We start from the raw sequence: 20628 nt of genomic DNA, 5'->3' as shown, positions 1-20628 counted from the left end.
GAGGACTATGCCCGTGCGGGGCGCACTCGCTGGTAGGGCTTGGCGATGGAGTCGCCGATTGCCTCGGCGATGAGTTGCTCCGCGGAGCGGTTCTTGCGGGCGAGCTTTGCGATCCACTTGGTGAATCGCGCGCCCCGTGCAAACGCCTTGGGGCCGCGGTCCTCCACGGCGTAGAAGTAGAGCGCGGTTTCGGGCAGCAGTGAGAGCACGCCGTCGAGCACCCGGCGCGTGACGAACTTGGCGATGGGGCCTTTGACGTCGGGGTGGCGCAGCGTGTGTCCGGCGAGAGCGGCGAACAGGGTGAGCGCTTTCGTTTCGAGCTCTTTGCGGATGTAGGCGTCGAGTTCGTCGAAGGTCTGGAAGTACGGCCCGGGCACGTGCAGGCTCTCGGCACCGTGGCGGGATTCCTGCACGAGTTTGTTGGAGTCGGCGGGCGACAGTCCGGGGCCAAACTCCTGGTATCCGCGCACCGCCGACCAAATGTACGTCCACCAGGTCCAACGCTGCCAGTCGGGCTGCTTGGCGCTGACGACCTCACCGGTCTCGGGGTTTGTCCATGAAGCCCGCTCGTGCAGGCGGTCGACGTGGGCGGCCGCCGCGTCGGCGTGGGCGCGGTCGGCGAAGATCGCGTCGCGCAGGTAGGCCGAGGTGCGGTCGAAGCGCGCCGCGAGTTGCTCGGGCCCTTCGGTGGTGAGCGACACGCGCTCGAAGTGGGTCATCATGCCGGGTTCGAGCATCTGCAGGAAGACGGCGTTCTTTGCGCCGAGCATCGAGCCGGGGTCGGAGAAGACCCTCCAGGAGACGCTGTCCGGGCCGTAGTACCCCTCGTCGGCCCTCGGCGCGTCTGCGAGCTTCCGGCTCAGATGTTCTTCTGTCACAGTGTTCCCTCCCGTGGTAAGCGATGACGCTTCGTGGTGCTGTTGGCAGCCTATTGGTGAATAAGACCGGCCATCGGGTGCTTTTGGGTTCAGATCGCGCAAATTTGATGCAAGTTGCGAGCCGTGCGCGGGAAAGTGGGCAGAGCTCTGTTGCGCGTGCCTCGTACGCTGTAGCTTGGTGGCTCATTGCCTGTTCGCAACTTGGAGGAACATCCGTGTCGCAGTCGTCCGAAACCGCAGCGCCCACCTGGGCTGCGCCTGCCGCTCTTGTCGCGGGAATTGCCAGTGTGCTGCTGCTGATCCTGAACTTTGTTGCGTTGTCGGGTATGGCGGTGCTCGTGGTGAGCATGATCGCCGGGGTGCTCGCTGTCGTCTTTGGAATTGTGGCTGTGAAGGCTCGCGTTTCGAAGGGTGCTGCTATCGCGGGCATGGTGACTGGAGGGATCGGCTTCCTCTTCTCTGCAGCGATCATCGTCTTCGCCCTGCTGTTCATCGGCGCCATCGGGGTCTGAGCCTGGGCGGCCCGCGGCGCCCGGCGTGCCTGGTCGCACTGGCCCGCGAGGCCGCGCTGTGGCAGGCCGGGGTCGGCAGGGTACCCTTTTCGCATATCGTGAGATGACCACGAATGTGTGAGAGGACTCCATGAGCGCAGCGGCTTCGCCTCCCGGGCGCAAAGCGCTCTTGCACGCACTTGCTCGCAGCGCCGGCACAGTTGCCACGCTGCTTTTGGTCTATGTGCTGCTGCCTGTTGGTCCTCGTGGCTTCGCGCCGCTGGTGTTCTTCGTGGTCGGCATGTGCGCGTTCTTGGTCTGTGTGGCGTGGCAGTCGCGGGCCATTGTGAAGTCGCCCACTCCCGTGTTTCAAGCGATAGAGGCGATTGCGCTGCTGGTGCCGATGGCCGTTTTCGTGTCGGCTGGGGTGTACCTCATCTTTTCGGCGGTGGATCCGACGGCGTTCAGTGAGCCGCTGAACAAGGTCGATTCGGTGTATCTCTCTGCGACAGTGCTCACAACGGTAGGTTTTGGCGACATTGTTCCGGTGTCGAGCATTGCGCGGATCGCGGTTACGGCCCAGATGCTCGCGAATCTGGTGCTGGTGGCCGTCACGATCCGGGTGATCACGTCAGCCGTCGCTCAGGGGCGTCGCACCCGAAAGTAGGCCGCTGCACTATCGGAGCGCTGGCGCTCCGCACAGGAGGGGGTCTGGTCCAGGGGTCGCTAGCTGAGTCGGAGGTGCATGCCGGTGGCGGCCGGTGCGACATCGGTGAATCCCCGGGATTCATAGAGTCTGCGTCCTGGGGGGTCTGCGGTGAGTGTGACGTAGGCGCCCGCGGGTGCCGAGGCGCGGATGTGGTTGAGCAGGGCGTCAAGGATTGCCGAGGCGATACCGCGTCCTTGATGCTCGGGCAGCGTGGCCATGTCGGCGATGAGGAAGTACCATCCTCCGTCGCCGATGATTCGGCCCATGCCCACCACCGTTCCGTTCGGGTCGACGACGTGGCGGAACGCCCAGGACCCCTCTAGCGCTGCAACCCCTTGCTCGGGGGTTTTCTCGGAGAGACCGCTCACCCGTCGGAGTTCGAGATAGTCGGTGAGAGGAGGTGCGTCGCCGCGGAGCGTGTATCCAGCGGCGAGGGTCCTCGTCACAGTTCGACCTCGGTGTGCGTGGCGATACCTAACCGCAAGCCGGGATAGCGCAGACCCCTGAAATACATGTTGGTGTGTGCCACGATCTGCTCGCCGGTCATACGAGACCCAGAGAATTCGGCATCGGTTGTGGTGTGCGCGTCGGAGACCAAAGTGACGTCGAATCCGCGCACGGCAGCGGCCTGCGTGGTGGTGCGAATGCAGTAGTCGCTCTGTGCTCCTGCGACGACTAGACGGGTGGTGTCCCAGGCAGCAAGCACCTCGGCGAGGTCGGTCTCTGCGAACGAGTCGCGGTAGGTCTTCTGCACGATCGGCTCGTCGCTGCGGCGCACCAGGGGAGCGGCGAGCTGCCATCCGTCGCTGCCGATTTCGAGGCCGCCGTGATCGTGCACCCAGATCACCGGGACGTTCTCACTTCGGGCTCGATCAACGAGTGCAGCGGTGCGTGCCAAGACGCCGGGCACGTCGACGCAGTCGGAGACCACGCCCACTTGGAGGTCGATGATCAGCAGAGCGGTGTTCGTAGACATGGCTCTATTCTTTCGTGCTCGTGCTCGTGCTCGTGCTCGTGCTCGTGCTCGTGCTCGTGACCGTGACCGCGAGCGCCGCAGCCCCGCTCAGAGCTGCGCGATCCACTCCGAGAAGGTCTGGCGGCCGCGATCCGCATCCGGGCCGGGCAACACCCCGCCGGCCTGCATTCCTCGCATCTGCCGGGTGGGCACGCGCATCGCGGGGATCCACCCGCGATGCCCGCTCGCCCGCGCAAAGGCCCGCACCATCTCGGAGAGTCGTTCCTCCCGCGGCCCGGCCAGGTCCCGGGCGCGACCCTGCGGGGACCCCGCCGCGAGGGCAACCAGCCGCTCGGCGACCTCCTGCGCCGCGACGGGCTGCACCCGCGCGATCGGCGCCAGGTGCAGCGGCCCCATCTTCGCCTGCTCGAACATCTGTGCCGCGAACTCGTGGAACTGCGTCGCCCGGAGGATCGTCCACGGCGCGGACGAAGCGGCCACGATGCGCTCCTGAGCGAGCTTGCCTGCGTAGTAGTCGTGCGGCACCCGGTCGATGCCCACGATCGAGAGCACCACGACGTGCCCCACTCCCGCGGACTCCGCGGTCGCGAGCAGTTGTTTTGTGGTGGCGGTGAAGAACTCGACTGCCTTCGCCTCGTTGAGCGTGGCGATGCTCGTCACGTCGATCACAGCGTCGACGCCCCGCAGCGCCGCCTCCAGGCCCTCCCCGGCCACAAGATTCACCCCGTGCGAGCGACTCAGCACGACTGTTTCGTGGCCGGCCTCCTGCGCCGCGGTGACGGTGTGGCGGCCTACCGTGCCGGTGCCGCCTGCGATCGCGATTCTCATAGCGATCATCATTCCAGGTTGTGGTGCTCCCCGCGATCTGGGGTGAACGTGCGGCCGGCTCGCGGATAAGGTTGAGCGCAGCCGGTGTATGCGGCACCGATGTATGCCCAGGTGCCCCACCGCCCCCAGAGTAACGGCCTTGCGGTCGCTGGTTTTGTGGTGGGATTGGTGTCGGTGTTCATGCCGCTGGTGATCGGCTTCGTGATGGCCGGCGTTGGTCTGGGGCTGTCCATCGGCGGTCTGGTGCGCGCGGGGCGGATCGCGGCAGGTTCCGGCCTCGCCGTGGCGGGGCTGGTGCTGAGTATCGTGGGGCTGCTGCTGATCATCTGATCCGCACCCCGGCAGCTCGAAGCCTGCCCGTTAATGGTGCCCGTGGATCGAGGTGCCGTGCGGAACGGCGGCCGCACCGGCTTCGGTGTCGGCGAGTGCGGGTGTCGTGATCGCGGCGACGAGCATCGCCTGCGCGGTCAGTACGATGAGAAACTTCGCGGCTCCCGGCGCGGAGGCATCCGCGGCCTGAGCGGGTGTCGATGGCGGATCGCGGCGCCGTGCGAGCCGCAGTTGGAGGGCCGCGCACACAGCGGTGACCCAGTGCAGCGACACGAGGGCGAGAAATGGGAGAATCCCGATGCTGCGGGTGAAGAGCAGCGTGGCGGCGACACCAATCATGGCGGTGCAGAAGATCGCCGTGGTGCGGGGAGCGATGATCCGCCCCGCCCGCATCGTGACAACCGCCCAGATGATCTCTCCTGCAGCAACAGTGATGAGGGGGAGTGCGAGCCACGGGCTCGCCCCCGCCGCGACGGCCAGGAGGATGAGCCCCGAGCCGAGCGCGGCGAGAGCGGACCAGAGCTGCCCGATCATCACACTGCTGGCCGGGCGGTGACCCCCGCCCGCTCTGCTCCGAGGCTCACACCCAGCAGGATGAGCGCGCTGCCCAGGTGCAGGATGTGATCGGCGGTGTTCAGTGCGAGGATGTTCGCACCAGTGTCGGCGATGAAGAAGCCGACAATGCCGAGCAGCAGATAGGCGGCACCTACAATCCCGTTCACGCCCTTCGCCGCGCGCACTCCCGCGAGGCCGCCGATGAGTAGGGCTGCGCCGATGAGCAGGTGGGCCACATTGTGCAGCGGGTTCACCTCGAAGATGCCGAGCAGCAGACCGCCCTCGGAGGCGACGAAACCGACGCCGCTCGTCGCCGTGAAGCCGAGCAGGCCCACAAGCACGTAGACCGCTCCAAAGATGACACCGACAAGTCGGTTGGCTGAGTTGTTCACGATACTGCTCCTTTGGGATCGCTCGTAACGACCGTGATCGCCGGGTGGGCTTCGGTCGTCTCTTCCCGTCCAGTCTTCAACGCGGTAGTCAACCGCAACAGGTACTTGTGTGTCGCTTTCGCGTGTGCTATCTGTTTGCTCGCCCGTCAGGCTGCTGACACCACGAGAATGGGGTCGCTCGTGGGAGCCCCGCTCGGGGAGCCGCCGTGCTGTTCAATCGTGACGGCGAGTGCCTCGCCCGCACCCGGCATTTCGGTGAGTGTCTGGGCGTTTCTATTGCTGTCGGCGTGCAGCACGCCGAGAGACGACGGCTCTCCGTTGCGAATCACCCAGAGTTCGTAGTCCTGATCCTGGTGGATCTCCGGCAGGCCGTCTGCGACGAGCACGGCCTGTCCCAGCGACGGCGACCAGTGCAGTGTGGCCTCCCCGGCGCCGACGATGTCGGCTGTCGACGAGTGTGCGTCCGGCGCTGATTCGAGCTGGGCGAGCGCAACGGTCACCGGGTCTTGCGGGGTGAGCAGGCTTGCCAGGGGGAACGACAGCGAGACGGCGAGCAGCACTGCAACCGAGGCTGCGAGCGCCAGCCACCCCCGCCGCCGTCCGGCGATCGCGGGCGTGGAGTCGTCGTCGTTCTGATCCAATTCCGCTGGCACCGCACTCGCACCGAATGCTGGGGCGTCAAACTGGGGCAGCTGCTCGATCGCATCCAGGATCGAGCGGCGCGCCGTGGCCGGCGGTGCCACCGCCGGAATACCGGTGCCGAGCGCAGCCGCGGTGGCCAGATCCTCATCGACGATGGCCTGCCACTGCGGGTGGGCGGCGAGGGCCGCTGAGAAGTCGCGCTCTTCATCGGGGGAGAGCGCGTGGAGCGCGTGGAGCGCAGACAGCGCCCGGAAATCTTGCTCGTTCATCGTGTCCCCTCCACTACGGTGCGGAGTCTGGTGAGCCCATCTCGGATTCTCGTTTTGACAGTGCCGAGGGGCGTATCGAGCAGCACGGCGATCTCTCGGTGGCTGTAGCCGCCGAAGTAGGCCAGCACGATGGCGCGACGCTGAGGTTCTGGCAGGAGATCGAGGCCACGCACCGCGCGACCGCCATCGATGAGCACGGCGACCTCATCGTCGACGCCGGGAGACTGCACCGCGAGCTCGCGAGCGCCGGCGGTGAGGTCGCGGCGGTGAGCGGCCTGAGACGCGCGCACCCTGTCGACTGCACGGCGGTGAGCGATGGTGAGGAGCCACGTGCGTGCCGTGCCCCGGCGGGCGTCGAAGGCGTTCGCCGATTGCCAGGCTTCGAGAAACACCTCCTGCAGCACCTCCTCGCTCTGGGCGTGGTCGACGAGCACGCGGGTGATGAGTCCGAACACCCGCGCCGACAGCAAATCGTAGAGTTCTGCGAAGGCGCGCCTGTCACCGCTCGCTGCCCGGGCGAGGGCCGCGTCGGCAGGATCGGCGGTGGCGCCGTCCTCCGGAATGTCGATGCCGTCGATGACCATTTCCTCCATCATGGCGCATACACCCCGCTTTCGCTTCCTGTGCTCGTCGTGTTCGGTTCTGCGGGGCGCTCATCCGAAGGTGAATGAGTAGATCTGCACACCCGGGGGCACACGCAGTTCGAGCGTGCCAGAGGCTGGATCCTCTGGTCGCACAATCCGCACCGATTTCGGGGTGCCTCCGACCTCGATCTCGCGACCAGTCGCGGCCTTGCCGGCCGTGGCTCCGTCGAAGGAGACCCCGATAGCCCCCTCACCCGAGACGACGGCCCGCACCTCCTGCCCGCGATAGGCGAGGCGGATCCGCCCCTCTTCGCTGCCGGCGGGCGTTGCGTACTGCGTTTCGGCCCGCCAGTCGCCTTCAAGGGCGAAGGTGTCTGCTGGAAGCTGCTTCGGGAACTCGAAGGTGCGCGTGCCGGCGCGGTAGTCGCCGGGCCCCGCGAAGTTGCGTTCCTTGGATGAGCCCAGGAAGGTTTCAGGGGTGGTGCTGCCGATATCCGGGGTGCGGTCGTCGGTGGCGGTCTTTGGGGGCAGCTGCAGCTGCGGATTCGCGTCGGCGAGCAGCTGGCGCATCAATCGCTCGGTGGTCGCGTAGTCGCCTTCACCGAAGGAGATATGTCGTACGGTGCCCTCGGCGTCGATGAGATAGTGCGCGGGCCAGTAGCGGTTGCGGTAGTTCGTCCAGGTCGACAGGGAGTTGTCGAGCGCCACCGGGTATTCGATGCCGAAGTCGCGCACCCCGGCCTCAACGTTGGCCCGATCCTTTTCGAAGGCGTACTCGGGGGAGTGCACACCGATCACGGTGAGCCCGCTGTCGCGATAGGCGCGATCCCACGCGACGACGTGGGGGATCGAGCGCTGGCAGTTGATGCACGAGTACGCCCAGAAGTCGATGAGCACCACCCTGCCGCGCAACTGCTCGAGGTCGAGGGCTTGGCCGTCGGGAGTGTTCAGCCAGGCTTCGATACCGCGGATCGAGGGGGCGGTGCCGCAGGAGCGGAGTTCGGGGTCGTTATTGGCGCAGCGGTCGAGGTCGCGGTTTTCATCGGTGACGAGGCCGCCGAGGTTTAGTGCGCTCTGCGCCGCGTCACTGTCGGCGAGTTCGCGCTGCAGGCCGGAGGTGTAGTCGGGGAGCAGCCGCTGCAGGGCTTGCGGCACATTGAATGCGAGCCCGATCGCGAGCGCAATGAGCGCGACGCCGCCGGTGATCCTGATCGCCCGTTCCCGTTTGCGGAAGCCGCGGATCCGCTGCGCGACCCCGTTGCCGGCGAGCGCGAAGAGCAGTAGTGGAAGAGCCACACCGATGGCGAACGATAGCGTCAGCAGCACCGTTTCCGGGCCGAGGGATCCCGTGGCACCTGCGACGATGATGGCGGCGAGCACGGGGCCTGCGCAGGGCACGAACACCGTGCCGAGCGCGAGCCCCATCCCGAAGCCGTTGCCGCCGTCGCCCACGCGGCGTCGAGGTAGTCGCTGGAATGGCTTTTCGAGCAGCTGCTCGAAGCCGGGAAATAGCATCCCGACACCGATGATGAGTAGCACGCCCACGCCAGCCCACCTGATTGCGCTCTGCGGAATCGACAGCAGTCCGAGCAGTAGCGATCCGATGAGCGTGACCACCGAGAAGCTGAGTACCAGGCCCGCAATGATCCAGAACGGTCGGCTGCGCTTCGCGGGAATCACCTCGGGGGCGCGGCCTGGCGCTGCGGGCCGAGCCCCAGCGGTGAGAAAGATAACGGGCAGCACCGGCAGAATGCACGGCGAGATGCCGGTGATGAGTCCGCCGAGCAGACCGATGAGCACGATATCCATGAGATTCCCTTCGTTGCCGAGTAGTTCGGTGCGGGCGGCGAATCGGATGGGTTCGCGGCCGAGAACGCCACCTCGCGACGGTGTTCGAATTTTTTTCACGAATTTCCCATCCGGGTGCCGTTCGGCTCCGAACACCTCAACAATCCGCGAGTTTCCGCGGTTGGCAATCTGAGGAGGAATCATGTTCACCACGAAGAAGACCCTCGGCACCGCGTTCGCGCTCACGCTCGTCGGAGCTGCGACGCTGACCGGATGTTCGATGGGAGCATCCAACGACATGTCGTCGGATACGAAGCAGGAGTCGAGCCAGACCGAATCGCCGTCGATGGAGACGATGGATCCGGCAGCGAACCTCGTGGGGCCCGGCTGCGCCGCCTACGCCGAGGCAGTGCCTGATGGGGCAGGCTCGATCCAGGGCATGTCGCAGGATCCGGTTGCGGTCGCGGCGTCGAACAACCCGATGCTCACCACGCTCGTGTCGGCGGTGAGCGGTCAGCTCAACCCCGCAGTCGACCTCGTCGACACGCTCAACGGCGGCGAGTTCACGGTCTTCGCCCCCGTCGATGACGCCTTCGGCAAGATCGACCCCGCAACGATCGACATTTTGAAGACCGACAGCGCGTTGCTCACCAGCATCCTCACCTACCATGTGGTGCCCGGCCAGATCGAGCCGGCCGATATCGCGGGCGACCACACCACCGTCGAGGGCGACGATCTCACGGTGACGGGTTCGGGCGACGCACTGCAGGTGAACGGGGTCAACGTGATCTGCGGCGGCGTGCAGACCGCCAACGCGGTGGTGTACCTGGTCGACGGCGTGCTGATGCCGCCCGCCGAACCTCAGCAGTGACACACTCAGTGGCCGCCCCGCGAGTGGGGCGGCCACTGTTGCACCGCTAGGCTCGGGAGTCATGGCGATTGGCGCGACGATTCACACCTTCGAGGTGCAGCTGGCGAATGTTGACAGCGGCGTGTACGAGGAATGGTCGCTGCGCGTTGCGAGGCACCCGTCGGAGACGGACGCATTCATGATGACCCGAGTGCTCGCATACTGCCTCGAATACGAGGAGGGCATCGCCTTCGGCGCCGGTGGGGTGTCGTCGACGGAGGAGCCTGCGGTGCTGGTGCGTGATCTCACCGGGCGGATCACGGGGTGGATCGAGATCGGTGCGCCTGACGCGCAGCGGCTGCACTTCGGCAGCAAGCTCGCCGACCGGGCAGCCGTCTACACGCACCGCGACCCAGCAAAGCTGCTTGCGTCGTGGGAGGGCAAGACGATCCATCGCGCCGAGCACATTCCGTTGCGCTCGTTCGACCCTGGGTTCATCGACGCGGCGGTCGCGGGGCTCGCGCGACGCAACACGATGACGGTGTCGGTGACCGAGCAGCAGCTCTACCTCGAACTGGGTGTGGTGTCCCTGAATACCGCCATTCACGAGCACCGCATCGCCTGAGCATCATCTGAGCGTTTGCGCGTCTTCGCCTCCTATGCAGCCTGCCGTATGGTGTTGCCGATAGCGTGAGGACAGCGATCGGCGCCCGCCCTTGGCTTTCCCGAATCGCCTCCCGCGCGGTTCTGACAGAAACAAGGTGCCGCGTATGTCGTCTGCCAGTACCCAGCAAGTCTCCGGGCTCGACGGCCTCGGGCCGTTGCGCCCCACGAGGGCTCGCCGTGAAGACTTTCCTCCGATCGCGAAGGCCTACACCAGGGTTTCCGAGGTGGTGCGCGAGTCCGGGCTACTGCGCCGCGCGCCCTGGTTCTACGGCTCGGTAGGTGCCGCAGTCGCGCTCGCATTCGGAGGCGCCGTCACCGGCTTCATTCTGCTGGGCGACAGCTGGTTCCAGCTGCTCATCGCCGCCGCGCTCGGCATTATCTTCACGCAGATCGCGTTTCTTGCGCACGAGGCCGCGCATCGGCAAATCCTCTCGCTCGGCCCGGCGAACGATCGTCTCGCGCGTATTCTCGCTGGGGCTATCGGCATGAGCTACTCCTGGTGGGATTCAAAGCACACCCGCCACCACTCCAACCCCAACCGCGTGGGCAAAGATCCAGACATCGAGGTCGACACGATCTCGTTCATCGAAGAGGATGCTGTGGAAGCGCGCGGCCTGCGTCGCGCGATCACGAAGCGCCAGGGTTGGTTCTTCTTCCCGCTGCTCACGCTCGAGGGCCTCAATCTGCACTTCCACAGCTTCAAGCATCTGTTCGGTCGGGGCCCGGTGAAGGGTCGCTGGATCGAGATCGGGATCATCGCGGCTCGCTTCGCGATCTTGCTGGTGCCGGTGTTCTTGCTGCTGCCGCTGGGGATGGCGTTCGCGTTTATGGGTGTGCAGCTCGCCGTCTTCGGGGTGTACATGGGTGCCTCCTTCGCCCCGAACCACAAGGGCATGCCCGTGATCGCCCACGACGCGAAGCTCGACTTCTTCACGAAGCAGGTGCGCACCTCCCGCAATATTCGCGGCGGCTGGTGGGCGACGATTCTCATGGGCGGCCTCAACTACCAGGTCGAGCACCACCTCTTCCCGAGCATGTCCAGGCCGCACCTCGCGAAGGCGCGCGAGATTGTGCGCGAGCATTGCCGCACACTCGACGTGCCCTACACGGAGACGTCGCTGTGGCGCTCATACGCGATCGTCATCGACTATCTCAACCGTGTGGGCCTCGCCGCCCGCGACCCCTTCGACTGCCCCATCACGGCGCAGTATCGCCGCGCGTAGGCAAAGTGCCGATCCGCCTGAATCGGGTGCTCTAACGCTTTCAACTCTCGGAGTCAACGGGGTGTTTTGGTGTGCGATGCCGCGCGTAGCGTTGGCATCGCAGCTGAAGCCGGAGAGACGGAGGAAGAGATGTCCGAGTCAGATAAGAACGAAGTGCACCAGGCGACCGCGACCGAGGCCGCCAACGGCGAAGGTACCGCGTCGTCACCGCCGAAGGGTGGCACGCAGAACCGCCCGATCCTTGACGGATCCACAGTCGATTACGGCCGTGAGGGCCGAATCGACAACCCGCGCTACGGGATGCACGATCCGGGGCTGGTGCGTCACCCCGAAACGGGTGAGAAGACCCCCACTCCCGACGAGGAGAGCTGAGCTCGCGGCGGCACACACCGTAGAGTTGAGGGGCGGATCGCGTGAGGTGATCCGCCCCTCGCCTGCGCAGGCCCGACCCGTTAAGGAATCCCAGTGAGCGGTAGCTTCTTTGCCCTTCTCGACGACATCGCCGTGCTGGCGCGAGCGGCGGCCGCCTCGATCGACGACGTCGTGGCAGGCGCTGCGAAAGCCTCGGCGAAGTCTGCGGGTGTGGTGATCGACGACGCCGCGGTCACCCCGCAGTACGTGCGCGGCATCAGCCCCAGCCGGGAGCTGCCCGTGGTGTGGCGGATCGCGCGCGGCTCGCTGCTCAACAAGGCGGGCATCATCGTCGGCATCATGCTGCTCAGCATCTGGGCGCCGTGGGTGTTTCCCTGGCTGCTGCTCGTGGGCGGCACCTACCTCGCGTACGAGGGTGCCGAGAAGGTGTGGCACTGGATCGGAGCGCTGCGCGGGCACGGCGACGAGCACACCGTCGACGAAGTGGTGGAGCGCACCGAGACCGACGAGAAGCAGATTGTGGGCAGCGCAGTGCGCACCGACCTCGTGCTCTCCATCGAGATCATGCTGATCTCGCTCGCCAACATCGACTCCGAATCGTGGCTGATGCGGCTCGCGATCCTTATCGTGGTCGGTCTGCTCATGACGGTGATCGTCTACGGAAGCGTAGCGCTGTTGGTGAAAATGGACGATGCCGGGTTCTGGCTGCGTCGTCGCCGCCCGCGGGCGCTGAAAGTGCTCGGCAGCTGGCTCGTGAAAGCGATGCCGGTGGTGTTCCGCCTGCTGAGCATTGTGGGTGTGGTCGCGATGCTCTGGGTGGGCGGCCATATTCTGCTGGTCAACCTCGCGGAGGTGGGTGTGGCAGCGCTCTACGGCATGGTGCACGACATCATGCACGCCGTGCACGGTCCAGGCATTGTGGTCTGGCTGATCGAGAGCGGGCTGTCTGCGGTCTTCGGTCTTGTGTGGGGTGCGGTTGTGGTGGCGGTGCTCGCGCTGGTAGCCCGGCTGCGTTTCTCGAAGCCCGAGCTGCGGTAGCGCGGATCCGCGCCGCGGCTCTTCGAATGGGTGAGCGCGGGTGAGGATCCGCGAACGTTTTAGAGTCGTGACGGTGCGACGGCGGCGAGCACGCCGAGCAGAGAGTTTGGCACGAGCGCGGCGTCGGCTCGCCCCTCACGTACGATCTCCGCGATCCGCGACCCGATCTGCGGCGTGCTGAGGCCCATCTCGGCACCGGCCAGTGCGGGCAGCCCGCCGAGCACCTCGACCGTGGCGGCCTCGACGGCGCGCGCCGCTTCGCCCTCGCCCAGGTGTCCCAGCATGAGGGCGAGCGAGAGGATCGCGCCGGCAGGGTTGGCCCAGCCGGTGCCCGCGATGTCGGGTGCGGAGCCGTGGATCGCCTCGAACATGCTGGGGGCGCTGCCGTCGAGGTTGAGGTTGGCGCTCGTAGCCACGCCGAGGCCGCCCTGGATCACCGCGCCGAGGTCGGTGATGATGTCGCCGAAGAGGTTGTCGGTGACCACCACGTCGAAACGCTCGGGAGTGAGCGGGAGGTGGAAGCACATTGCGTCGACGTGCACGTAGTCGACCTCGACCTCGGGGTAGCGCTCGCCAACTTCGGCGACGACCTGCTGCCAGAGCTGACCGGCGGCGACGAGGATATTCGTCTTGTGGCAGAGCGTGAGGCGGCGGCGGCGTCCGAGGGCAAGCCTGAACGAGAAGTCGACGACGCGCTCGATGCCGGCGCGGGTGTTGAGCGACTCCTGCATCGCGACTGCGTGGGGGGTGCCGGCGTGCACGGTGGAGCCGCGGCCGACGTAGGCGCCCTCGGTGTTCTCTCGCACGATCACCATCTCGCAGCGCTCGGGGGTGAGGCCCGCGATAGGCGTGGGGACCCCGGGGTAGAGGCGCACGGGGCGCACGTTCGCGGCTTGCTGGAAGCGCTGGCGCATCTCGAGGATGAACCCGCGCTCGAGGATGCCGGGGGTGACGCGAGGGTCGCCCATGGAGCCGAAGAGAATCGCATCCTTGTCGCGCAGCAGCGGTTCGATCGCATCGAAAAGTTCACCGGTGGCGAGGTAGTGATTGGCGCCGGCGGCGAATTCGTTGCGCTCGGTGGTGAAGTCGAAGCGCTGCTCGGCGGCGTCGAGCACCTCGAGTGCGCAGGCGATGACCTCGGGGCCGATCCCGTCGCCGGGGAGGACAGCAATGGAGTGGGAGCGCGTCATCGGGGTCTCGTTCCTTGTTGCAGCGGATCTTTTCACCTATATTAATGGTAAGGCCACTCGATGGCGAGGATGCCCTCCCGGGTGCCCTCGCCAAGAGCGGCGGCACCGATCCCCGTCGCAGGGGGCGCTCGCGATGACGCGACCCGTGCGGCTCTCCGGCTGTGAAGGATCCCCCATGCACCCCTCCCCGCACCCCATCGAGCTGCGCGCGCCCGCCGGCAGTCTGCCCATCGGCACTGCCTGGCGCGAGGTCGCGGACCGCGCCCGGATCGTGTTCCCCTTCGACGGCAGCCTCGTCGCCGAGGCGCCGCAGAGCACGACCGCCGACTCCGCAGACGCCCTCGACGCCGCCGAGGCCGCGCGGGCCGAAGTCGCCGCCTTGACCACCGCTCAGCGCAAGGCGATCCTCACCGACATCGGTGCCCGCCTGCGCGCCGACCGCGAGCGCTTCGAGCAGCTGCTCGTGCTGGAGACCGGCAAGCCGCTGCGCGACTGCCGCGTCGAGATGGCCCGCACCATCGTCACCTTCGAGGCCACCGCCGAAGAGACCTCCCACGTCACCGGCGAAACCGTGCCCCTCGATCTGCAGGAGCTCGGCCGCGGCATGGTCGGCTACTACACCCGCAAGCCCGCCGGCGTGGTCGTCGGCATCGCCGGCTTCAACTACCCCGTGCTGCTCGCCACCCACAAGCTAGCCCCCGCGATCGCCGCGGGCTGCCCGATCATCGTGAAGCCCGCCCCCAACACGCCCCTCGCCACCATCGAGCTATTCGTGATCGTGCGCGACGTGCTCACCGCGCACGGCGTGACCGGTGCCGCGGCTCAGCTCGTCAACGGCGGCCCCGAAGTGGGCGAACTGCTGGTGCGCGACCCCCGCGCCCAGGTGGTCTCGTTCACCGGATCCGCGAAGATCGGCCACCTCATCGCCCAGCAAGCGGCCCCCCGCAAGGCGCTGCTCGAACTTGGCTCGAACACGGGCTTCATCGTCGCCGACGATGCCGATGTCGAAGCGGCCGTCAGCGCCGTGCTGGCGGGCGGCTTCTACGCTAACGGGCAGGCCTGCATCTCGGTACAGCGCATCGTGCTGCAGCGCCGCATCGCCGACCGCTTCGCTGCGCGGCTCACCGAGCGGCTTGGCGAACTGGTGGTCGGCGACCCCCGCGATCCCGAGACCAACGTCGCCCCCGTCATCAACGACGCATCCGGCGACCGGATCCGCGCCACAGTCGCGCGAGCCCTCGACGCCGGCGCCGAACTGCTCGCCCCCTCGGCCGAGGCCCTCGCGCAGGCCGACCGCGCTGCGGCGGTGCCGCCCATCGTGCTCGGCTCCGTACCCCGCGACGTCGAGGTGTGGCGCGAGGAGATCTTTGGTCCCGTCGTCTGCCTCACCGTGGTCGACTCGGTCGACGAGGCGATCGACGTCGTCAACGACTCCCGCTACGGCCTGCAGGCCGCGATCTTCACCACTTCGCTCGAGAGCGCCTTCGCGGCGCTCGACCGGCTCGAAGTGGGCGGTGTGGTCGTCAACGAGATCCCCGGCTTCCGATCCGACATCATGCCCTACGGCGGCGTCAAGGACTCGGGGGTGGGCCGGGAAGGCCCCCGCTATGCCATCGAGGAGTTCACCGTGACACGCATGGCGATGATCCGGCCCGTCGCCCGCCGCTGACCACCCCGCCGCGCGCAGCCACGGCCGCCCGCGGCTCAGGCCTGTCCCGCCGCGCCGCCCCCACCGACAGAAAGCAGCACCGCATGACCAGCACCCCCGACTACTCTCAGCTCTTCCGCCTCGACGGCCGCACCGCCGTGGTCGTGGGCGCCGGGGGCATCGGCCGCGAAGCCGCCCTGGCGCTCGCCGCCCACGGGGCGCACGTGGTCGTCGCCGACCTCTCGCTCGATGCGGCCCAGGCCACCGCCGCCGCGATCGCCGAGCGCGGCGGTGCGGCCGAGGCCTTCCGCCTCAATGTGCTCGACGACGCCGAGGTGGAAGCCGCCGCCGAGCGCTTCGGCACGGCCTCGGCGCTCGTGTTCACCGCCGCCATGAACGTGCGCAAGCGCATGGCGGACTACACCATGGACGAGTACGACCGCGTCGTGAATCTCAACCTGCGTTCGTCGTTCCAGCTGATCCGCCACTTCGGCAAGGCCTTCGCCGCGAACGGCGGCGGATCGATCGTGGGCTTCGCATCGATCCGCGCCCAGGTCGTCGAGCCCGGGCAGGGCGTCTACGCCGCCACCAAGGCCGGCCTCGTGCAGCTCGCGAAGACCGCGGCGGCCGAGTTCGGCGCGCAGGGCGTGCGCGTCAACGTCGTCGCCCCCGGCATCGTGGAAACCCCGCTCACCGTGCAGATCAAGCAGGACGAGGCGTGGGACCGCGCCTACGCCACGAAGAGCGCGCTGGGTCGCTGGTCGCGCCCCGACGAGCTCGCCGGCGCCGTCGTCTACCTGGCCTCCGACGCGTCGAGCTTCGTCACCGGATCCACGTTGTTCGTCGACGGCGGCTGGACAGCGATTGACGGCCGCTTCACGCCGCCCACGGCGTAACGCAGCGCCGGCGCAGCCCGCACCGCAGTAGCCGAGCCCCGTATGTCAGCTTCCCTCGGAAAGCTGACATACGGGGCTCGGACGCATCCTGGGGATGGAACCCGGCACTACATGATCGAGTCCCAATCGACAGCGGCCGCGTCGCCGCGCACGGTCTCGAACCAGCGGGCGACGCGCAGCAGACGATCGTCGCTGCCGATCCGCGACGCAATCTGCAAGCCCACGGTGCGACCGTCGGCCTGCACCGCCGCATTCACCGAGACGGCGGGCTGACCCGACATGTTGTAGGGCACAGTGAACGAAATGTGACCCATGGTCTGCAGCGGGTCGGTGACCGGCATCGGATCCTCGGCGGCGAATGCGGCCACCGGGGTCACGGGTGAGAGCACCAGGTCGAACGGCTCGGTCGCGGCGCGCGTGAGCTGCGCCATGGTGTCGGCGCAGCCGCGGTTGCGCACCGTCTGGGCCGCGCTGAAGCCGGCGCCGGCACCGCACCACTCGGCGATGAACGGGAGCACATGAGTGCGATCCGTCTCGCTCAGCGCCTCGTAGTCTGCGTAGGAGCGGCTGCGCCAGAAATCAACGAGCCCGTCGAGCACGTCCGCGGGCACGAAGGGGTCGAGCGGCACAACGGTGGCGCCTGCGTCGGCGAAGAGCTGCGCGGCGCGCTCAACTGCGGCGCGAGTCTCGGCCTCTACCGGTAGGCCGGAACCGGCGTCGAGCTGCAGTGCGACGCGCATGCCGGCGGGGGAGAGCGGCTCGGTCGACCAGTCCATCGGCGGGTACGGGCGCGTGAGATAGTCGCGGGGGTCGGGCCGCGCAATGATCGACATGAGGCGGATCGCGTCGGCGCTCGTGCGCGTAAGGGGGCCGGCCGCGCGGCCGGTGTAGGGCACGTCAAGGGGGATGAGGCCCTCGCTCGGTTTGAGCGCGGTGAGGCCCTGCCAGGAGCCAGGCAGGCGGATGGAGCCTCCGATGTCGGTGCCGACGTGCAGGGGACCGTAGCCTGCGGCAGCCGCGGTGCCCGCGCCCGAGCTGGAGCCGCCCGCGGTGAGCGCCGGATCGAGGCCGTTGCGGGTGATGCCGTGCAGGCTGGAGACGCCGGATGACAGCATGCCCCAGTCGGGCATCGTGGTCGAGCCCACGATCACGGCACCGGCTTCGAGCAACCGGTCGGTGGTGGGGGCGTTGCGCTCGGCGATCGGCGGGTTCGGAATCGCGGTGCCGGAGGGCTTCGGCTGCCCGGCCCGAGCGATGTTCTCCTTGACCGTCACGGGCACGCCGTCGAAGGGGCTTCGCTGCTCGCCGGCACGCCAACGAGCCGCCGATGCCGCGGCATCGGTGCGCAACTGCTCGGGATCGAACAGATAGAGGGCTCCCAGCTCGGGCTCGCGCGCCTCGACGCGGGCAATGACCGCCTCAGCGACCTCGTCGGGGGTGAGATCGCCGCTCGCGTACGCCGCCGAGAGGGCACCAGCGTCGAGAGTGATGATCTGCTGCGGGTCGGTCATGTGGATCTCCTCACTGCGGCGCGGGGCCGCGGGGCTGCGGATCGGGCGGGCGGTCGTGGCGGCTCAGAAAGCGTTGGCCAGCTCCTGCCGCAGCGTGAGCGACGAATCGATCAGGCGCTGCGTGTACGGATGCTGAGGGGCGTTGTAGACGGTCTCAGTGTCGCCGGCCTCGACGATCTCGCCGGACTGCATCACCACGACCGAGTCGCAGAGGTGTCGCACGACGCCGAGGTCGTGCGACACGAACACGAGCGTGAGGCCGTACTCGTCAACGAGGTCGGCGAGCAAATTGAGCACCTGCGCGCGCACCGAGACATCGAGCGCGCTGACGGGCTCATCGGCAACCACCACCTTCGGCCGGCAGATGAGCGCGCGGGCGATCGAAATGCGCTGGCGCTGGCCCCCGGAGAACTGGTGGGGGTAGCGCTCGGCCGCATCGGCAGGCAGCCCCACGGCCTCGAGCATCTCGGCGACCATGCGGGAGCGCTGCTCGGCGCTCTCGTTGCGGCCTCGCACGAGCAGGGGTTCGGAGATGATCTGCTCGACGGTCATACGCGGGTCGAGCGATCCCATCGGATCCTGGAACACGATCTGCAGGTTCTGGCGCAGTTCGCGCAGCTGCGACTCGCGTGCGCCGGCCACTTCGTTGCCCGCGACCACAGCGCTGCCCGAGGTGGGCTGGTCGAGGCCCGCGAGGATGCGCAGCAGGGTCGATTTGCCGGATCCCGATTCGCCGACGACGCCCAGTCTGCCGCCCTCGGGCACCTCGAATGAGATGCCCTTGAGCGCGTGCACGAGGGGTGCTGGTTTAAAGAGACTCGTGCGGCCCCGGGAGTAGGTGCGCACGAGGTCAGTGACGCGGATCACCGGCTCAGCGGTGTGAGCGGCGGCCTCGGGGCCCGTTGGGGTCGTGCCGGCCACGGCCACCGGGGTGTCGGCCGTCTCCGCAGCAGTCTGGGCCGCGCGTGCGGCGCGTGCGGCCTGCGCTGCCGCGGCCTCCGCGGCGCGCTCCTCCTCCGGGGTCGGAGGCACGTACGACGCGGCGCTCGCGACCGTGAAGAGGCGTCCGCTTGCATCGGTCGCCTCGAGATCCGACGCCGCCAGCAGGCCCCGCGTGTAGGGGTGCTGCGGCCGGGTGAACACCTGCTCGGTCGGCCCCTCCTCGACGATCTCGCCCTGGTTCATCACGAGCACGCGCGTGCACATATTCGCGACGACGGCGAGGTCGTGGGTGATGAAGAGTAGACCGGTGCCGCGCTCGCGCACCAGCTCGAGGATCAGGTCGAGCACCTGGCGCTGCACGGTGACGTCGAGCGCGGTGGTGGGCTCGTCGCAGAGCAGCAGGCTCGGGTCGTTGGCGAGGGCCATCGCCAGCATCACGCGCTGGCGCTGCCCGCCCGACAGCTGGTGCGGGTAGGCCCTGGCTGCCTCGGCCGGGTTCGGCAGCTTCACCGCGTCGAGCATCTCGACCGCTCGGCGTCGCGCCTCGGCCTTGCCCGACACGGTGCGGTGCTGCAGCATGATCTCGGCGACCTGATCGCCGGCGCGCATGAGCGGGTTGAGTGCGGTGAGTGGCTCCTGGAAGACCATCGCCACGTCGTTGCCGCGGATCTTCATGAGCTCGGAGTCGCGCGTCTCGAGCAGGTTGCGGGGCGAGTCGCCGAACCGTACCGAGCCCGTCGCGGTGACGCCGGAGGGCAGCAGGCCGAGCAGCGCGGTGGTGGTCATCGATTTGCCCGATCCGGACTCCCCGATGAGGCCGATGCGCTCGCCCCGCTGCATGTGCAGCGAGAAGTCGTGCACGAGCGTGCGCTTGCCGGCGGAGACCCGCAGGTGGTCGACGGTGAGCAGCGGCGTGCCGGCCGCTTCGGGGGTGGCGCTCATGAGCGGCCTCCGTTCAGCTTCGGATCGAATCGGTCGCGCAGGCCGTCGCCCAGCAGGTTGAAGCCCATCACGGCGATCGCGATGGCCACGCCGGGGAAGATCGCGAGCGAGGGATGCGTGCCGAGGAACTGCTGCGACTCCTGCAGCATGCGCCCCCACGACGGCGTCGGCGGCGGGGTGCCGAGGCCGAGGAAGCTCAGAGCCGCCTCCGCGAGCACGGCGAGCGCGAAGGCCACAGAGCACTGCACCACGACGATGCCGATGATGTTGGGGAGCACGTGGCGCACCGCGATCCGGAATCGCGACTGGCTCGCGGCCCGTGCCGCGAGCACGTACTCCGTGCTCATGACCTGGAGGGTGCCGGATCGGGCGACCCGGGCGAAGCCCGGGATGGTGGAGATGCCGATCGCGATCATCGCCGACACCGTCGACGGGCCGAACACGGCGCCGAACATGATCGCGAGCAACAGTGCCGGGAACGCGAGGGCGATGTCTGAGGTGCGCATGATGACCTCTTCGATCCAGCCGCCGCGGATGCCCGCGATGATGCCGAGTGGGGTGCCGACGAGCAGTGCGATACCCACCGAGATGAGACCGACGAAGAGGGTGATGCGGGCGCCCACGAGCATCCCGGAGAAGAGATCACGGCCGTACTTGTCTGTGCCGAAGAGGTGGGCGAGGCTCGGTCCTTGCAGCCGGTCGGCTGGGTTCGCTTGCACCGGGTCGTAGGGCGTCCATACGAAGGAGAGCAGTGCGGTGATGGCGACGATGCCCACCAGCACGAGGCCTGCGATGAGCGTGGGTGAGAGGCGCCGGCGTCCGATGCGACGGCGGGGCGTGCGGGGCGCGGCGATCGCGCTCGTGCGCGGAGCCTGGCTGGAGGGGACGGGGTTCTGCGTGGTGTCCAT

General features: G+C 67.8%; 23 protein-coding genes. 10 read left to right on the top strand and 13 right to left on the bottom strand.

Features of this window, described 5'->3' with window-relative positions:
* Positions 1 to 5: 5 nt before the first annotated feature.
* Complete coding sequence (locus WFI54_RS06870) at positions 6 to 878, bottom strand: oxygenase MpaB family protein (protein ID WP_336652048.1); 873 nt, start codon at positions 876 to 878, stop codon at positions 6 to 8.
* Positions 879 to 1093: 215 nt separating this feature from the next.
* Here WFI54_RS06870 and WFI54_RS06865 point away from each other — a divergent pair, with 215 nt between their 5' ends.
* Together WFI54_RS06865 and WFI54_RS06860 are read left to right on the top strand one after the other, a co-directional pair.
* Positions 1094 to 1390, top strand: coding sequence for a hypothetical protein (locus tag WFI54_RS06865; protein ID WP_336652047.1), 297 nt, complete (start codon positions 1094 to 1096; stop codon positions 1388 to 1390).
* A gap of 130 nt (positions 1391 to 1520) precedes the next feature.
* On the top strand, positions 1521 to 2036 hold the full coding sequence (locus tag WFI54_RS06860) for a potassium channel family protein (protein ID WP_336652046.1): 516 nt from the start codon (positions 1521 to 1523) through the stop codon (positions 2034 to 2036).
* 59 nt (positions 2037 to 2095) lie between these two features.
* On the opposite strand, the gene WFI54_RS06855 is transcribed toward WFI54_RS06860, so the two are convergent.
* From WFI54_RS06855 to WFI54_RS06845, 3 genes are all read right to left on the bottom strand, one after another.
* Complete coding sequence (locus WFI54_RS06855; protein WP_336652045.1) at positions 2096 to 2524, bottom strand: GNAT family N-acetyltransferase; 429 nt, start codon at positions 2522 to 2524, stop codon at positions 2096 to 2098.
* Entirely contained in the window at positions 2521 to 3054 is a 534-nt protein-coding gene (locus tag WFI54_RS06850) for a cysteine hydrolase family protein (RefSeq protein WP_336652044.1), read from the bottom strand. Before WFI54_RS06850 ends, WFI54_RS06855 begins: the two co-directional genes overlap by 4 nt.
* Positions 3055 to 3141: 87 nt before the next feature.
* Positions 3142 to 3882, bottom strand: a complete 741-nt coding sequence (locus WFI54_RS06845) for an SDR family oxidoreductase (protein ID WP_336652043.1) — start codon at positions 3880 to 3882, stop codon at positions 3142 to 3144.
* Positions 3883 to 3981: 99 nt separating this feature from the next.
* Here WFI54_RS06845 and WFI54_RS06840 point away from each other — a divergent pair, with 99 nt between their 5' ends.
* Positions 3982 to 4212 (top strand): hypothetical protein, encoded by a 231-nt coding sequence (locus WFI54_RS06840; protein WP_336652042.1) that lies wholly within the window; start codon positions 3982 to 3984, stop codon positions 4210 to 4212.
* 30 nt (positions 4213 to 4242) lie between these two features.
* Here the strand turns inward: WFI54_RS06840 and WFI54_RS06835 are convergent, their stop codons facing one another.
* The 5 genes from WFI54_RS06835 to WFI54_RS06815 all read right to left on the bottom strand — a co-directional run bounded on the left by WFI54_RS06835 (position 4243) and on the right by WFI54_RS06815 (position 8463).
* Positions 4243 to 4746 carry a hypothetical protein gene (locus WFI54_RS06835; protein WP_336652041.1) on the bottom strand — a complete coding sequence of 168 codons (504 nt, stop codon included), beginning with the start codon at positions 4744 to 4746 and terminating at the stop codon, positions 4243 to 4245.
* Positions 4746 to 5159: a DUF4383 domain-containing protein gene (locus WFI54_RS06830; RefSeq protein ID WP_336652040.1), complete on the bottom strand. Its 414-nt coding sequence runs from the start codon at positions 5157 to 5159 to the stop codon at positions 4746 to 4748. Before WFI54_RS06830 ends, WFI54_RS06835 begins: the two co-directional genes overlap by 1 nt.
* Positions 5160 to 5305: 146 nt before the next feature.
* Complete coding sequence (locus WFI54_RS06825) at positions 5306 to 6070, bottom strand: anti-sigma factor (RefSeq protein WP_336652039.1); 765 nt, start codon at positions 6068 to 6070, stop codon at positions 5306 to 5308.
* Entirely contained in the window at positions 6067 to 6666 is a 600-nt protein-coding gene (gene sigK, locus WFI54_RS06820; protein ID WP_336652038.1) for an ECF RNA polymerase sigma factor SigK, read from the bottom strand. The genes WFI54_RS06825 and sigK overlap by 4 nt, the downstream gene beginning before the upstream one ends.
* Before the next feature lie 57 nt (positions 6667 to 6723).
* Positions 6724 to 8463 (bottom strand): cytochrome c biogenesis protein DipZ, encoded by a 1740-nt coding sequence (locus WFI54_RS06815; RefSeq protein WP_336652037.1) that lies wholly within the window; start codon positions 8461 to 8463, stop codon positions 6724 to 6726.
* A gap of 181 nt (positions 8464 to 8644) precedes the next feature.
* On the opposite strand from WFI54_RS06815, the gene WFI54_RS06810 reads away from it, so the two are divergent.
* The 5 genes from WFI54_RS06810 (at position 8645) to WFI54_RS06790 (ending at position 12591) form a co-directional block, all read left to right on the top strand.
* Complete coding sequence (locus WFI54_RS06810; RefSeq protein ID WP_336652036.1) at positions 8645 to 9313, top strand: fasciclin domain-containing protein; 669 nt, start codon at positions 8645 to 8647, stop codon at positions 9311 to 9313.
* Between the two features lie 61 nt (positions 9314 to 9374).
* The gene (locus WFI54_RS06805; protein ID WP_336652035.1) at positions 9375 to 9917 is read left to right on the top strand and encodes a YaeQ family protein; all 543 of its coding nucleotides are present in this window, start codon (positions 9375 to 9377) and stop codon (positions 9915 to 9917) included.
* 145 nt (positions 9918 to 10062) lie between these two features.
* Positions 10063 to 11181, top strand: a complete 1119-nt coding sequence (locus WFI54_RS06800; protein ID WP_336652034.1) for a fatty acid desaturase family protein — start codon at positions 10063 to 10065, stop codon at positions 11179 to 11181.
* Positions 11182 to 11310: 129 nt separating this feature from the next.
* The gene (locus WFI54_RS06795) at positions 11311 to 11553 is read left to right on the top strand and encodes a hypothetical protein (protein WP_336652033.1); all 243 of its coding nucleotides are present in this window, start codon (positions 11311 to 11313) and stop codon (positions 11551 to 11553) included.
* A 93-nt stretch (positions 11554 to 11646) separates the two neighbouring features.
* Positions 11647 to 12591 (top strand): DUF808 domain-containing protein, encoded by a 945-nt coding sequence (locus WFI54_RS06790; protein ID WP_336652032.1) that lies wholly within the window; start codon positions 11647 to 11649, stop codon positions 12589 to 12591.
* 59 nt (positions 12592 to 12650) lie between these two features.
* Here WFI54_RS06790 and WFI54_RS06785 read toward each other — a convergent pair whose 3' ends face one another.
* The gene (locus WFI54_RS06785; RefSeq protein WP_336652031.1) at positions 12651 to 13781 is read right to left on the bottom strand and encodes a 3-isopropylmalate dehydrogenase; all 1131 of its coding nucleotides are present in this window, start codon (positions 13779 to 13781) and stop codon (positions 12651 to 12653) included.
* Positions 13782 to 13956: 175 nt separating this feature from the next.
* Here WFI54_RS06785 and WFI54_RS06780 point away from each other — a divergent pair, with 175 nt between their 5' ends.
* Together WFI54_RS06780 and WFI54_RS06775 are read left to right on the top strand one after the other, a co-directional pair.
* On the top strand, positions 13957 to 15450 hold the full coding sequence (locus tag WFI54_RS06780) for an aldehyde dehydrogenase family protein (RefSeq protein ID WP_336652030.1): 1494 nt from the start codon (positions 13957 to 13959) through the stop codon (positions 15448 to 15450).
* 83 nt (positions 15451 to 15533) lie between these two features.
* Positions 15534 to 16325, top strand: coding sequence for an SDR family NAD(P)-dependent oxidoreductase (locus tag WFI54_RS06775; protein WP_442918507.1), 792 nt, complete (start codon positions 15534 to 15536; stop codon positions 16323 to 16325).
* A gap of 107 nt (positions 16326 to 16432) precedes the next feature.
* Here WFI54_RS06775 and WFI54_RS06770 read toward each other — a convergent pair whose 3' ends face one another.
* From WFI54_RS06770 to WFI54_RS06760, 3 genes are all read right to left on the bottom strand, one after another.
* Entirely contained in the window at positions 16433 to 17836 is a 1404-nt protein-coding gene (locus tag WFI54_RS06770) for an amidase (RefSeq protein ID WP_336652029.1), read from the bottom strand.
* A gap of 63 nt (positions 17837 to 17899) precedes the next feature.
* A complete protein-coding gene (locus WFI54_RS06765) occupies positions 17900 to 19720 on the bottom strand; it encodes an ABC transporter ATP-binding protein (protein WP_336652028.1) in 1821 nt (606 codons plus the stop codon).
* Entirely contained in the window at positions 19717 to 20628 is a 912-nt protein-coding gene (locus tag WFI54_RS06760; protein ID WP_336652027.1) for an ABC transporter permease, read from the bottom strand. Before WFI54_RS06760 ends, WFI54_RS06765 begins: the two co-directional genes overlap by 4 nt.

The sequence above is a fragment of the Leucobacter sp. MMO-125 genome, from assembly GCF_037148395.1.
GTDB lineage: Bacteria > Actinomycetota > Actinomycetes > Actinomycetales > Microbacteriaceae > Leucobacter.
This window is presented reverse-complemented; position numbering and strand designations above follow the sequence as displayed.

Bases quoted from the DNA above. Each gene is read 5' to 3' on its own strand.
- WFI54_RS06860 (WP_336652046.1), top strand. From the start codon at position 1,521: ATGAGCGCAGCGGCTTCGCCTCCCGGGCGCAAAGCGCTCTTGCACGCA.
- WFI54_RS06850 (WP_336652044.1), bottom strand. From the start codon at position 3,054: ATGTCTACGAACACCGCTCTGCTGATCATCGACCTCCAAGTGGGCGTG.
- WFI54_RS06845 (WP_336652043.1), bottom strand. From the start codon at position 3,882: ATGAGAATCGCGATCGCAGGCGGCACCGGCACGGTAGGCCGCCACACC.
- WFI54_RS06840 (WP_336652042.1), top strand. From the start codon at position 3,982: ATGTATGCCCAGGTGCCCCACCGCCCCCAGAGTAACGGCCTTGCGGTC.
- WFI54_RS06835 (WP_336652041.1), bottom strand. From the start codon at position 4,746: ATGATCGGGCAGCTCTGGTCCGCTCTCGCCGCGCTCGGCTCGGGGCTC.
- WFI54_RS06825 (WP_336652039.1), bottom strand. From the start codon at position 6,070: ATGAACGAGCAAGATTTCCGGGCGCTGTCTGCGCTCCACGCGCTCCAC.
- sigK (WP_336652038.1), bottom strand. From the start codon at position 6,666: ATGATGGAGGAAATGGTCATCGACGGCATCGACATTCCGGAGGACGGC.
- WFI54_RS06815 (WP_336652037.1), bottom strand. From the start codon at position 8,463: ATGGATATCGTGCTCATCGGTCTGCTCGGCGGACTCATCACCGGCATC.
- WFI54_RS06810 (WP_336652036.1), top strand. From the start codon at position 8,645: ATGTTCACCACGAAGAAGACCCTCGGCACCGCGTTCGCGCTCACGCTC.
- WFI54_RS06805 (WP_336652035.1), top strand. From the start codon at position 9,375: ATGGCGATTGGCGCGACGATTCACACCTTCGAGGTGCAGCTGGCGAAT.
- WFI54_RS06800 (WP_336652034.1), top strand. From the start codon at position 10,063: ATGTCGTCTGCCAGTACCCAGCAAGTCTCCGGGCTCGACGGCCTCGGG.
- WFI54_RS06795 (WP_336652033.1), top strand. From the start codon at position 11,311: ATGTCCGAGTCAGATAAGAACGAAGTGCACCAGGCGACCGCGACCGAG.
- WFI54_RS06785 (WP_336652031.1), bottom strand. From the start codon at position 13,781: ATGACGCGCTCCCACTCCATTGCTGTCCTCCCCGGCGACGGGATCGGC.
- WFI54_RS06780 (WP_336652030.1), top strand. From the start codon at position 13,957: ATGCACCCCTCCCCGCACCCCATCGAGCTGCGCGCGCCCGCCGGCAGT.
- WFI54_RS06775 (WP_442918507.1), top strand. From the start codon at position 15,534: ATGACCAGCACCCCCGACTACTCTCAGCTCTTCCGCCTCGACGGCCGC.
- WFI54_RS06770 (WP_336652029.1), bottom strand. From the start codon at position 17,836: ATGACCGACCCGCAGCAGATCATCACTCTCGACGCTGGTGCCCTCTCG.
- WFI54_RS06765 (WP_336652028.1), bottom strand. From the start codon at position 19,720: ATGAGCGCCACCCCCGAAGCGGCCGGCACGCCGCTGCTCACCGTCGAC.
- WFI54_RS06760 (WP_336652027.1), bottom strand. From the start codon at position 20,628: ATGGACACCACGCAGAACCCCGTCCCCTCCAGCCAGGCTCCGCGCACG.